Annotated in this window: 11 protein-coding genes; 5 read left to right on the forward strand and 6 right to left on the reverse strand. The window is 64.1% G+C overall.

The features are described from left to right. The first annotated feature begins 319 nt into the window (after positions 1-319). Positions 320-982: an LON peptidase substrate-binding domain-containing protein gene (locus EDC35_RS13610; RefSeq protein WP_132977808.1), complete on the forward strand. Its 663-nt coding sequence runs from the start codon at positions 320-322 to the stop codon at positions 980-982. Here EDC35_RS13610 and EDC35_RS13615 read toward each other — a convergent pair. Beyond that, entirely contained in the window at positions 976-3,135 is a 2,160-nt protein-coding gene (locus EDC35_RS13615; RefSeq protein WP_243651664.1) for a PAS domain-containing hybrid sensor histidine kinase/response regulator, read from the reverse strand. The two genes, EDC35_RS13610 and EDC35_RS13615, sit on opposite strands and share 7 nt — an antisense overlap. A gap of 293 nt (positions 3,136-3,428) precedes the next feature. Here EDC35_RS13615 and EDC35_RS13620 point away from each other — a divergent pair, with 293 nt between their 5' ends. Continuing rightward, the gene (locus tag EDC35_RS13620) at positions 3,429-3,755 is read left to right on the forward strand and encodes a HesB/IscA family protein (RefSeq protein ID WP_132977809.1); all 327 of its coding nucleotides are present in this window, start codon (positions 3,429-3,431) and stop codon (positions 3,753-3,755) included. A 133-nt stretch (positions 3,756-3,888) separates the two neighbouring features. Here the strand turns inward: EDC35_RS13620 and EDC35_RS13630 are convergent, their stop codons facing one another. The 5 genes from EDC35_RS13630 to EDC35_RS13650 all read right to left on the reverse strand — a co-directional run bounded on the left by EDC35_RS13630 (position 3,889) and on the right by EDC35_RS13650 (position 8,607). Next, positions 3,889-4,725: an energy transducer TonB gene (locus EDC35_RS13630; protein ID WP_243651666.1), complete on the reverse strand. Its 837-nt coding sequence runs from the start codon at positions 4,723-4,725 to the stop codon at positions 3,889-3,891. Continuing rightward, on the reverse strand, positions 4,722-5,114 hold the full coding sequence (locus EDC35_RS13635) for an ExbD/TolR family protein (protein WP_132977810.1): 393 nt from the start codon (positions 5,112-5,114) through the stop codon (positions 4,722-4,724). Before EDC35_RS13635 ends, EDC35_RS13630 begins: the two co-directional genes overlap by 4 nt. After that, complete coding sequence (locus EDC35_RS13640; RefSeq protein ID WP_243651668.1) at positions 5,114-5,773, reverse strand: MotA/TolQ/ExbB proton channel family protein; 660 nt, start codon at positions 5,771-5,773, stop codon at positions 5,114-5,116. Before EDC35_RS13640 ends, EDC35_RS13635 begins: the two co-directional genes overlap by 1 nt. A gap of 184 nt (positions 5,774-5,957) precedes the next feature. Further along, positions 5,958-7,478, reverse strand: a complete 1,521-nt coding sequence (gene adh, locus EDC35_RS13645) for an aldehyde dehydrogenase (RefSeq protein WP_132977811.1) — start codon at positions 7,476-7,478, stop codon at positions 5,958-5,960. A gap of 253 nt (positions 7,479-7,731) precedes the next feature. After that, positions 7,732-8,607 carry a cache domain-containing protein gene (locus tag EDC35_RS13650; RefSeq protein WP_207896230.1) on the reverse strand — a complete coding sequence of 292 codons (876 nt, stop codon included), beginning with the start codon at positions 8,605-8,607 and terminating at the stop codon, positions 7,732-7,734. A gap of 497 nt (positions 8,608-9,104) precedes the next feature. Here EDC35_RS13650 and EDC35_RS13655 point away from each other — a divergent pair, with 497 nt between their 5' ends. The 3 genes from EDC35_RS13655 (at position 9,105) to EDC35_RS13665 (ending at position 12,248) form a co-directional block, all read left to right on the forward strand. Continuing rightward, entirely contained in the window at positions 9,105-10,991 is a 1,887-nt protein-coding gene (locus EDC35_RS13655; RefSeq protein WP_132977812.1) for a methanol/ethanol family PQQ-dependent dehydrogenase, read from the forward strand. A gap of 74 nt (positions 10,992-11,065) precedes the next feature. Beyond that, complete coding sequence (locus tag EDC35_RS13660) at positions 11,066-11,671, forward strand: pentapeptide repeat-containing protein (protein ID WP_132977813.1); 606 nt, start codon at positions 11,066-11,068, stop codon at positions 11,669-11,671. A gap of 22 nt (positions 11,672-11,693) precedes the next feature. Then, on the forward strand, positions 11,694-12,248 hold the full coding sequence (locus tag EDC35_RS13665; protein ID WP_207896232.1) for a c-type cytochrome: 555 nt from the start codon (positions 11,694-11,696) through the stop codon (positions 12,246-12,248). The last annotated feature ends 13 nt before the right edge of the window (positions 12,249-12,261 follow it).

Raw genomic sequence — 12,261 nt, forward strand, 5'->3', positions numbered from 1 at the left:
CTGGCTCCGTTTTTCTGAGTTTGTTCGTAGGTTTTTAAGTATAGGCCCGCGCCCACATGAATCAACAGCCCGGGCGCCGCTCGACCGGGACGGCGTCATGGGTTGCGATTTGTGGGAAAAACCGGCCGGAAGGCGACATGCCATTGATTTAAAGATACTTAATATTCCAGAAATGGCTTCGATCGATTGCATGTGCTCGCAAAACTTATTTTATAGTGGAATGGCCGCCAGCACCCCATCTTAAGACATCGATTCTTCCTGACCTTCAACCCGACGATCACGCCGAATCCGCTCCTGGATTTGGCTCTTGGAGCACACCATGACCCGCAATCCCTTTCTGCCCAAGTTCTCGGATCTGCCTGCCGAAATCGCCATCTTTCCCTTTGCCGGAGCGGTCCTGATGCCGGGCGTGCAACTGCCGCTGAATATCTTCGAGCCGCGTTATCTCAATCTTGTCATGGATTCGCTGGCGTCCGATCATCTGGTGGGCCTGATCCAGCCAACCAGCGAAACCATGACCGACGACATCCCCGCGCTCCACCGGATCGGGTGCGCCGGGCGCATCACCTCCTATAGCGAGACCAGCGACGGTCGGATCGTGCTGGTGCTGACAGGTGTCTGTCGCTTTCAGGTCTCCAGCGAGATCGACGGGCGCCAGGGGTATCGGCGCGTGGTGGTGAACTGGGAGCGGTTCGCGGCCGATTGTCATGACGATCCAGGGACCATTGCGGATCGCAAAGGCTTTCTGACCTCGCTCAAGTCCTACTGCACCCTGCGCGGGGTGGAAGTGCCCTGGGACGACATCGAAAAGATGCCCGATGGCGAGCTGGTCAATCTCCTGTGCGCCCATCTGCCGCTCAGTCCTGAGGACAAACAGGCGCTCATCGAAACCGTCACCACGGCGGAGCGGGCGACCCTGATGCGCGGACTGCTGGACATGGCCTCGGTCTCCAGCATGCATGTTGCCGAGCATCGTCACTGACTCAGTCTTGCCAGCAACGCCAGGAGCGTCTGCCGATCCAGCGGTTTGACCAGATGCTCGTCGAATCCGGCTGCCAGCGAGCGCACCCGCGCCTCTTCATGTCCCAGACCGGTGACCGCCACCAGCCATAACCGCTCGGGTTCGGGAACCCGTTCGCGCAACCGCCGCGCCAGTTCCAGTCCGTCCATGCCCGGCATGCCGATATCGAGCAGAGCCACGCGCGGGCACTGGCGCTCAACGATTTCCAGCGCCTCCAGCCCGGACGCGGCGGTCTCGACCGTATAGCCGAGCAATTCCAGCAGCATCGCCAGCGCCTCGGCCACATCGGCGTTGTCATCGACCACCAGGATGCGCGGCGTATTGCCGGCGACTGTTTGGGCCGGCGTGTTTGCATCAGCCGTCGGCACCGGCGCCGTGAAGGTCTGCGCCAGCACCGGCAGATAGACCCGCAGCTCCGTTCCCTGTCCGGGTCCGGCGCTGAAGGCGTCCAGCCGTCCGCCATGCAGTTCGGCGAGACGGCGGGCGATGGCCAGCCCCAGACCCAGACCGCCGCTGGAGGCATCCGGCGGCCGTTCGCCCTGCGAGAAGAGACCAAAGAGCGCCTCGATGCGCTCCGGGGCCATGCCTTGTCCGTTATCGCGCACCCGGATCAGCACCTCGGTGGCTTCGCCGCCTGTCATCAGATCGGTCTCGACGCGAACCTCCCCGCCTTCCGGGGTGTAATTGGCGGCATTGACCAGGAGATTGAGCAGAATCTGCGACAGTCGCACCGGGTCGCCCTCAACCAGGACGTTGGGCAGGCTGGCGGTCCACAGGAGTCGATGCCGACGTGCGCGCATGAGTGCGCGCACGCCATCCACGGCCTGCCGCACCACCTCGGTGATCTGCACCGGGCGCCGTTCCAGATCGAGCCGTCCGCGCACGATCCGCGATACATCCAGCAGGTCGTCCAACAGGTGCGCCATGTGGGCCGTCTGCCGGTCCAGGACATCGACCGCCCAGAGGATGCGCGGGTCGCGACCGAGCCCGACCGTGCGCACGATGTCCAGGGCATTGCGAATCGGCGCCATCGGATTGCGCAATTCGTGGCCGAGCATGGCGAGGAATTCGTCCTTGCGCCGGTCGGCGGTGAGCAGCGCCTGCTCCGCCGCCTTTTTCCTGCGGATGTCGCGGGCCACGGTCGCCAGTCGGGTGCGACCGGTGCCCGGATCGTCGAGACGCAGCACGTCCCAGTGAATCAGGATGGGCTCGCCGGTGCGGAAATGACGAAAACGGAATTCGCCGGCCCAGCGACCGTTTTCCATCACGTCCGGCAGCACGGTTTCATTGAACAATGCCAAGTCATCGGGGAACAGATAGTCCTGCACCCGATGTGCGCGAACCGCCAGATCGCTTTCCAGGCCGACCAGCGACTGTCCGGCCGGATTCAGATAGATGCCATGCCCGTTCAGGGCGGAGATGCCGATGAAATCGGTGGAACACTCGACGACGGCAGCCAGATCGCGCGCCTGGGTTTCGGCCAGCCGGCGATCCGTGATGTCGATGATGGCCGCCAGCGCCAGGCGGGGCCGGCTCTGCTCGCCGCGGATGAAGGTCGCGTTGGCGAGCACCCAGACCGCCTGTCCGTCGCGCCGGAGATAGCGTTTTTCGGTGAAATAATCGGCGTCCCGGCTGGCCATGGCGCGCTCATAGTTCGTCTGATCGCGCTCCCGATCCTCCGGGTGAGTCAATTCATAGAAGCTCATGCCGAGCAGTTCGTCGGCATCGTATCCCAGCAGGCGGCAGAGACGTTCGTTGACCCGCAGCAGACGACGGGGCAGGGGATCGATCAGCACCATGCCGACGGTCGCCAGCTCAAACAGCATGCGCAACTGGGTCTCGCTCTCGCGCAGCGCCTGTTCGACCCGCCTGGATTCGGTGACATCCCGGTGGCTGACGCAGTGTCCGGCGAAACCGCCATCGATCACGCAGAGCGTCAGATTGAGGGTCACGCCGGTCGGCCCGCGCATGGGTGCCAGGGTCACATCGAAACATCGCTCGCCATGTGGATCGGGCAGGGTGAGACAGTGGCGTTCGGCGCAACCGGTCGCGAAAACCCGGCGTGCGCAACTGATCAGCCCGACATGACTGAGGAGCGCATCCAGCCTTTGCACGAGCGATGGCGCGTCCGAATCCCGGTTGTCGCCGTCAGGATAAATCCAGGTGGGCTGCAATTCAGCGTCGAGAACACAGAGCGCGAGGGGCGGTCCCTTGTTTATCCGGGACGGATCAGAGGGAACGGGAGGCGGCACAGGCGGTTCGGGGTACAAGAGCGGGATTGAGTGGTGTTGATGGGCGGTGCAGGGACAATACCTGTGGGACGGGGGAGGGTTCAACCTTGAAATCAGGCTATCGCAGGTCTACTTGACATCAATCTCACTGGCTGAACAAGAACGAGGAGTTTTTCATGGCAGTCATTCTGACCGAGGCGGCCGCACGTCATGTGGCCACTATGCTCGCCAAGCGTGGCCGTGGCGTTGGTCTGCGCGTGGCAACCAAAAAGAGCGGCTGCAATGGCTTTGCCTACGCAGTCGATTACGCCGACAGCGTTGAGCACAGCGACCGGATTTTCGAGAGTCACGGCGTCAAGGTCGTGGTCGATGGCGAGAATCTTGAGCGTCTCGACGGGATGGAAATCGACTTCGTCAAATCGAGTCTGCTCAACGAGGGCTTTGAATTCCGCAATCCCCATGTCAAGAATCGCTGCGGCTGCGGTGAATCCTTCAGCGTCTAAACCGCGTCCAGTCCGGCGCTTCCTGGACTGTTTCGGCCTGCGGTCGCTGAATGAGCTGCCGCCGCTGGCCGGGATTCGCGATCCCGAGGCGATGTCAGGCGGCGCACTGACATTGCCGGATACAGGGACCGATTCAAGGTGATTTCAGCTTGAAATGGATCGGGATGCGCACCCAGGCCGCGAGCGGCTGTCCGTTCCGGTGCGCGGGCTTGAAGCGCCAGCGTTTGACCCCCCGGATGGCGGCCTGATCGAGACTGGTCACACCCGATGAACCATCGAGCCGGACCTCGCCCGGCTGCCCGCCCGCACCCACCAGCACCCGCAGATGCACCGTGCCTTCCTGGCGCAGGCGGCGTGCCGTGCCCGGATAGTCGGGTGGCGGGTTGTTGAGATAGGCGACCGGCGAACTGGCGGCGGCGCCGGCGGACCCTTTGCCAGCCGTCCGCTCTGTGCCGTTCTCCCGGCGGGCGGATGGGGCGTTGTTCGCCGCCCCCTGATCGGTCCTGGCAAGACGGCGGGTCGTCTGCGCTGATGGCGCAGGACGCGGCGGCGACGCTGGTTGCGGCTTGGTCTGGGGTTTGGCTGCCTGTTTGGGCTTCGGCTTGGGCTGGGGTTTCAGCTCCGGCGCGACGACGGGTTTCGGCGCCGGTTCGGGAACCGCAACCGGGGGCGCTGGCTCGGGTGGCGCTGGGGCCACCGGCTCGGGCACTGGCGGCGGGGTCGCAACAGGCGCCGAAGCCGGCTCCGGCTCAGGATCCGCCACAGACGCAAGACCGTCCGTCGTCGCAGCGGACTCGGCCAGCGAGGGGAGGGAGACCAGACTGACCTCGATCAGGGTGCTCGGCGAGGAAAATTCAGGCGACGGTGACCAGATCGCGAGTCCGGCCAGCAACGCGCCTTCGGCCATCACTGCGATGGAGGCGGCCAGCCACAGCGGTACTGATGGCAGTGGCGCGACCACGCGTGTCACGTCCCGGATTCCCGCGTGGCGATGCCGATGCGGGTGATGCCGGCGTGACGGCAGGCATCCATGACGGCAACCAGATCGCCAAGCGCCGCCGACTCGGCCCCGGCAATCACCACGCGCGTCTCATGGCCCTGCGCAAGCAGCCGCTCACTGAGCTGCGCCAGACTCAGATCCTGCTGATCGACCCGGATCAGGCCCGCCGCGTCCAGACTGATCATCACCTGAGGCGACTCCAGGCGCTCGGCACTGGCGCTGGCCGGCAGCCGCCCGCCGATGCCGTTGGCGGGGATCATGTCGAGCGTGACCATGATGAAAAACACCAGCAGAAAGAACATGATGTCGATCATGGGGACGATTTCGATACGGGCCTTGCGGCGCTGGAGATAACGCATCAGCGTGCTCCGGCGCTGTCGGCTTGCGGGGAGAGCGCCGTCTGTGGCGGTCCGAAGCGGTTGACCAGCATCGCCTTGAGCGTTTCGAGCTGATGCACCGCGAGGCGGACCCGCTCGTTGAGTCCGTTGAAGAACACCAGGCCGATGACGGCGATCAGCAGTCCGGCGGCGGTCGCCACCAGCGCCTCGGCGACACCGCCGGTGACGGCATTGTGCGAGGCGCCGGGTTCGGTCAGGACATGGAAGGCGTGGAACATGCCGATGATGGTCCCGAGCAACCCGAGCAGGGGGGCCAGCGTCACGGTGGTATCCAGCACCCAGAGTCGCCGGTCCAGCAGCGGCACCAGACGCAGGATCACCTCGTCGAGCCGGCTGGCCAGCATCTGTGCACTGGCGGGCGGTAGCGCCAGCGTGGTCTCCAGCAGGACGGCGTGGATGTAGCGGGCCTGGGTTTCGCGGATTCGCGCGAGTCCGGCCCGGTCATGATCGGCCAGGGGGATCAGGGCTTGCGACAGCGTCTCGCCATGGCGGGTGATGTTGCGCAGCACCCAGGTTCGCTCGACGATCACCGTCAGCGTCACAGTCAGGAGCACGACCATCAGGTAGAGGATGCCGCCAGACTGGTTGGCCAGTTCCAGCCAATAGGGAAGATTCGTCACAGGTTGGTTCCTTCGGAAGGTCGTCGGAATTGGTGACGCGCGCGGATGAACCTCTTCGGCAGCATCGTCGCGGCAGTCGCGACTGTAAAAAAACGGGTGGCCGGAGCCACCCGACAACTCATTTGCATGAGAACGGAGTCAGGCATGCCGACCCCTTGCCGCAAGCGGCGCGGGGTGCATCGAATCAGAAGAATCCCAGGGCGTTGGGGCTGTAGCTGACCAGCAGGTTCTTGGTCTGCTGATAGTGGTCGAGCATCATCTTGTGGGTCTCGCGCCCGATGCCCGACTGCTTGTAGCCGCCAAAGGCAGCGTGCGCCGGATAGAGGTGATAGCAGTTGGTCCAGACGCGACCGGCCTGGATATTGCGCCCCATGACGATGGCGCGCCGTCCGTCGCGGCTCCAGACACCGGCGCCCAATCCATAGAGCGAGTCGTTGGCAATCGCCAGTGCCTCCTGCTCGTCCTTGAAGGTGGTCACCGATACCACCGGCCCGAAGATCTCCTCCTGGAAGATGCGCATCCGGTTGTGGCCGCGGAAAATGGTCGGCTTGACGTAGTAGCCGCTGGCGAAGTCACCATCCATGATATTGCGCTCACCGCCGATCAGGCACTGCGCCCCTTCCTGCTTGCCGATGTCGATGTAGGACAGGATCTTTTCGAGCTGCTCGCCTGATGCCTGGGCGCCCAGCATGGTGTCGGTATCGAGCGGGTTGCCCTGGCGGACCTTGCTGACGCGCTCGACGGCGCGGGCGATGAACTCGTCGGCGATTGATTCCTGGATCAGTGCGCGCGAGGGGCAGGTGCAGACCTCGCCCTGGTTGAGCGCGAACATGGCAAAGCCTTCCAGCGCCTTGTCGAAGAAGGCGTCGTCCTGATCCATGACATCGGCGAAGAAGATGTTCGGCGACTTGCCGCCCAGTTCCAGCGTCACCGGGATGATGTTCTCGGCGGCGTACTGCATGATCAGCCGTCCGGTGCTGGTCTCGCCGGTGAAGGCGACCTTGGCGATGCGCTTGTTGGTCGCCAGCGGCTTGCCGGCCTCCACGCCGAAGCCGTTGACGATGTTGAGCACACCGGGGGGCAGCAGATCCTGGATCAGCTCGGCCACCACCAGAATGCCGACCGGCGTCTGTTCGGCGGGCTTGAGCACCACGCAGTTGCCAGCGGCCAGCGCCGGGGCCAGTTTCCAGGTCGCCATCAGGATGGGGAAGTTCCAGGGGATGATCTGGCCGACCACCCCCAGCGGCTCATGGAAGTGATAGGCCACGGTGTCCTTGTCGATCTCGCAGATCGAGCCTTCCTGAGCGCGGATGCAGCCGGCGAAATAGCGGAAGTGATCGATGGCGAGCGGGATGTCCGCCGCCATGGTCTCGCGGATCGGCTTGCCGTTATCGACGGTCTCGGCGTAGGCGATGGCCTCCAGGTTCTGCTCCATGCGGTCGGCGATCTTGAGCAGGATGTTGGAGCGTTCGGCCGGGGAGGCGTGGCCCCAGGCGGTCTTGGCCTTGTGAGCGGCATCCAGGGCCAGTTCGATGTCCTCGGCGGTGGAGCGCGCCGCCTGACAGAAGACCTTTCCAGTCACCGGGCTGATGTTGTCGAAGTACTGACCCTTGACTGGCGGCACCCATTGACCGCCGATGAGGTTGTCGTATCTGGCCTTGAACTGGACCTTGGCGTCAGGTTGGCCGGGTAGTGCGTAAATCATCTTCAGTCCTCCGGGTTTCTTGTTTATTTGAGTTGGTTTCCAGCGTGGTTCGGCAGTCTTCCTGGTGCCTTAGCGCACAGGCCATGCCAGATCGCCAGAAACCGTTTAACGCCTGTTTAAACCCTTTTTATTCAATCAACTGCGTGACGGGGGCTGACCTTTTTGGCGGACGCCTGAGCGGTTTTGCCGTTGTCTGCACTGTTCCGTTTCGGCACACCTGTCCCGGCTCGGGTCAGTCGCTCCCCGTCGCCGTTCATTTTTCCAGGTAGTGCCCGACGCCGATCAGCGACCCGCCGACCCGGCGCACATAGGATCGCTTGTGCTCGACGGCATTGGTGACCGGGTTGAGCCAGACATAGTCGACCGTTGCATCGTCGGCCGTGCGGGTCTTTTCCACCATTTCCGCAATGAGCGCATGGCCTGCCGCGTCCTTGAGACTGAGCGCATCGGTGCCGACCATGACCGGCTTCATGCCCATCGCCTCGAATTTGCCGCTCTCCAGCCCGACCGCAAAGACATAGAGGTCGTCGCGCACGAACTGTCCGTGGCGGTCATTGAACACAGCGGCGGCCTTCTCGATACCCTCCTGGCGGACAAGGTCCACCGCCTCATCCAGCATGGCGCGTGCGGCGTCCGCCGTGGCGCGCGGCGCCGAGTAGCCGACGCCCACGACATAGTCGCCGACCCTGCGGACATAGCTGACCTTGGGCTCCACGCTGTTGGTCGCCCGGTTGAGCCACATGTAGCGCACGGTCAGCTCAGGCGACTTCTGGACGCCTTCGATCATCTCGCGGAACAGCGGGTTGCCGGCGGCATCCTTGGTGTCCAGGACGTTCATCCCGACCAGTGCTTCCGGGGCCGCGCCACTCGCGTGATAGACACCCTTGAGGTCGAGCACGAAGACATAGAGATCCTTGTGGACGAAGGTGCCTTTCCGGTCATTGAAGGCGGCGAAGGCGCGCTCAGGCCCATTGGTCTCCAGGTAGGCGACGGCCTTGTCGAACATGGCGCGCGCCTCGCGCGGCGTGGCGCGAATGCGTTCCGACGCCATGACGTCGTGAACCAGGCCGACGACGCAGAGCGCCAGCAGCAGCCAGGCGCGAGAGTGGATGAGGATGCCTTTATTCATTCGGTGTGCTCCATCGTTTGGTCGTGGTTTGGTCGGGGCTGGCGAACAGCATGGACAGAATCGGGTCTTGGTGCCGTCGGTCCCCATGGCCTGAAGCGAGCGGGGCGCGCATGCAAGCCGCCCCTGGATGACTCTGGACGCGATGCCAGCAAATCACGCGCCAGTTGCCTCCGGCAGTGGCGTCACGCGCGCCGGCCTGAGGTTCCGGGAGCAGGCCGGGTCTTGCCCGGCGCGGGTGGCGCAATGGCGCCGGATGAGGATCACGCTGCCTGTTCCGAAAAACAGCGATTGCTCAAAATCGGAACAGCTCATGGCTGTGCGAGCAGGCGCTCGCCCCTCGTCCTCGGATCGAAACTCACTCCCGCATGGCTGGTGAGTGCGGTTTGCCCGAACCCCCCGATGCTGGCTGGCCTGTGTTTTGCAAATGCCCTCACGCCGGCCGTGACACGGTCAACCGGAAAGCACTCGACAACAACAGAGGAGGCCAGGAGCCAACCATGAGCACCCTGAAAAAACTGCCATTCACATCCAGCGCGCTCGCCGTGGCGCTCGCGGCGACCCTGTCGCAACAACAAGTCATGGCCGCGACCGGCGTGACCTGGGAGGACATCCTCAAGGACGATCAGACCACGAACGATGTTTTGAGCTACGGCCTGGGTCTCAAGGCGCAGCGTCACAGTCCGCTCAACCAGATCAACACCAGCAACGTGTCCGCCCTGGTGCCGGCCTGGAGTTTCTCCTTCGGCGGCGAGAAGCAGCGCGGCCAGGAAGGACAGGCGTTGGTGCACGACGGTGTCATCTATGCCACCGGTTCCTATTCGCGGATGTTCGCCATCGATGCGCGCACCGGTAAGCGTCTGTGGGAATACAATCACCGCCTTCCGGACGACATCCGTCCCTGCTGCGACGTGGTCAACCGTGGTCCGGCGATCTACGGCGACAAGGTCTTCTTCGGCACCCTGGATGCATCCATGGTTGCCTTGAACAAGGATACGGGCAAGGTCGTCTGGAAGAAGAAGTTCGCCGATCACAAGGTCGGCTACACCATGACCGGCGCACCCTTCATTGTGAAGGATCAGAAGAGCGGCAGGGTACTGCTGGTGCACGGCTCCTCGGGCGACGAGTTCGGCGTGGTCGGCTGGCTGTTCGCGCGCGATCCGGACACCGGTGAGGAGGTCTGGGCACGTCCTATGGTGGAAGGCCACATGGGCCGCCTCAACGGCAAGGACAGCACCACCACCGGCAATGCCAAGGCGCCGAGCTGGCCGAACGACCCCAACTCGCCGACCGGCAAGGTCGAGCCCTGGAGCCATGGTGGCGGGGCACCCTGGCAGACCGCCAGCTTCGATCTGGAACACAACACCATCGTCATCGGCGCTGGCAATCCGGCGCCCTGGAACACCTGGAAACGTACTGCGCCGGGCGACGACCCGCGCAACTGGGACAGCCTCTTTACCTCCGGCCAAGCCTATGTCGATGCCAGTACCGGTGAGCTGAAGGGCTTCTATCAGCACACCCCGAACGACGCCTGGGACTTCTCCGGCAATAACTCGCTGGTGCTCTTCGAATACAAGGATCCGAAGACCGGCAAAGAGGTCAAGGCTACCGCACACGCCGACCGCAACGGCTTCTTCTTCGTCACCGACCGCGACAAGCTCGCGACCGGTGCCGGCTACCCGAACAAGCCGACCGCTTTGATCGGTGCCTGGCCTTTCGTCGAGGGCATCACCTGGGCCTCGGGCTTCGATCTCAAGACCGGCAAGCCGATCGAGAAGGGAAATCGTCCGCCACAGCCAGCGGAGGGTGCCGACAAAGGCGAATCCATCTTCGTTTCGCCGCCCTTCCTCGGCGGCACCAACTGGCATCCCATGTCCTACAGCCCGGAGACCGGTCTCTTCTACATCCCGGCCAACCACTGGGCGATGGATTACTGGACCGAGCACCTGACCTACAAGGCCGGTTCCGCTTACCTGGGGCAGGGGTTCCGCATCAAGAAACTGTTTGACGATCATGTGGGCACCCTGCGCGCCATCGACCCGGTCAGCGGCAAGATCGTCTGGGAACACAAGGAAGTCTTCCCGCTCTGGGCCGGTACCCTGACCACGGCTGGCGGACTCGTCTTCACCGGCACCTCCGACGGTTTCGTCAAGGCATTCGATGCCAAAACCGGCGATGAGCTGTGGAAATTCCAGACCGGCTCGGGCGTAGTCTCGGTGCCCGTCACCTGGGAGATGGACGGCGAGCAGTACATCGGCATCCAGTCCGGTTACGGCGGTGCGGTGCCGCTCTGGGGTGGCGACATGGCCGACCTGACCAAGCAGGTCACGCAGGGCGGCTCCATGTGGGTCTTCAAGCTGCCCAAGCAGGTCGTCAGCGCCAAGTAACCTGAACGCCAATGACCGAACCGCCGGGATCTCGCGCATCTGCGCGGGATTCCGGCCCGTCCCTGGAAGATGCCATGCCGAATCGAACCCTGTTCCGTCTGATACTCGTGCTGGTCCTGCTGATCGGTTCATCCGGCGCGGGCGCGGCGGATACCCCCCCGGATGATCAACCGGAGGACGAGACGCTGGTCATCAACGGCTGTCCCATCTGGCCCTATACCCGCTGTCCCGGTGCCGATCTGCGCCATGCCGATCTGGTCGGCAGGAATCTCGCAGGGGCCGATCTGTCCGGGGCCGATCTCACCCGCGCCGATCTGCGCGGCGCCAACCTGGCTGGCGCCAATCTGGAGGGCGCCAATCTGACCGCCGCCCGGCTGAACAAGGCCAACGCCCCAGGCGCTTCCTTTCGTCGTGCCCGTCTGGTCGCCGCTGACTTCGAGGCAGCGCGACTGATGCGTTCTGATTTCTCCGGTGCCGATCTGACCGGTGCCAGCCTGGAGTTCGCGCGGATGAACTTCGCCTGGTTCGTCGGTGCCAGGCTGATCAGCGCCAACCTTCAGGAGAGCAAATTCAACACCGTCAATTTCACCGACGCGGTGATGGAGGGATGCGTGAAGCGCTTCGCCATCTTCCCGGACGCGACCTTCGACAACTGCCAGGGCTGTCCCACGGACTGGTAAGGCCATAAGCCGGGATTCCATCATGCCAAGCTCAATCGATCCGCAACGTCTTCACGCTTTTCCACGCGCCTGGATGACAGGCGCACGCCTGCTGTTCGCCGCTGGCGCGCTGGCGACGGCGGCACAGGTCCGGTCCGCCGCGCCGGTGGCGGTGTCGCCCACCATCGATACCACCGGGCTGGCCGCGCTGCCAGTGCCCTGGCCGGCGGAGAATCCCTATCGCGGCGATCCGCTGGCGGCCAGAGTGGGCCAGGACGCCTTCAATCAAGCCTGCGCCAGGTGTCATGGTCCGGACGCCGACGGCTCGCGCGCCCCGGCGCCCGATCTGCGCCGCCTGGGCCGAAGCTGCAAGCGGGTGAGCGATGCCGATCTCAAGCGGCGCTGCATCCAGGATGTCGATGCCTACTTTCGCGCCTCGGTCCTCAAGGGCAAGGTCAAGGTCGGCGTGGTGCACATGCCGGCCTGGGACGGCATCCTCAAGCCCGAACTGGTGTGGGCGATCCGGACCTTCGTCGAAACGCCTGCCGTGACCCCGGCTGGCGCGGCGAACGCCATCCCAACGCATACCAGCCGCTGAGGGTGGCTGACTG

Source organism: Thiobaca trueperi, from assembly GCF_004342175.1.
GTDB lineage: Bacteria > Pseudomonadota > Gammaproteobacteria > Chromatiales > Chromatiaceae > Thiobaca > Thiobaca trueperi.

Bases quoted from the DNA above. Each gene is read 5' to 3' on its own strand.
- EDC35_RS13610 (WP_132977808.1), top strand. From the start codon at position 320: ATGACCCGCAATCCCTTTCTGCCCAAGTTCTCGGATCTGCCTGCCGAA.
- EDC35_RS13620 (WP_132977809.1), top strand. From the start codon at position 3,429: ATGGCAGTCATTCTGACCGAGGCGGCCGCACGTCATGTGGCCACTATG.
- EDC35_RS13635 (WP_132977810.1), bottom strand. From the start codon at position 5,114: ATGCGTTATCTCCAGCGCCGCAAGGCCCGTATCGAAATCGTCCCCATG.
- adh (WP_132977811.1), bottom strand. From the start codon at position 7,478: ATGATTTACGCACTACCCGGCCAACCTGACGCCAAGGTCCAGTTCAAG.
- EDC35_RS13650 (WP_207896230.1), bottom strand. From the start codon at position 8,607: ATGAATAAAGGCATCCTCATCCACTCTCGCGCCTGGCTGCTGCTGGCG.
- EDC35_RS13655 (WP_132977812.1), top strand. From the start codon at position 9,105: ATGAGCACCCTGAAAAAACTGCCATTCACATCCAGCGCGCTCGCCGTG.
- EDC35_RS13660 (WP_132977813.1), top strand. From the start codon at position 11,066: ATGCCGAATCGAACCCTGTTCCGTCTGATACTCGTGCTGGTCCTGCTG.
- EDC35_RS13665 (WP_207896232.1), top strand. From the start codon at position 11,694: ATGCCAAGCTCAATCGATCCGCAACGTCTTCACGCTTTTCCACGCGCC.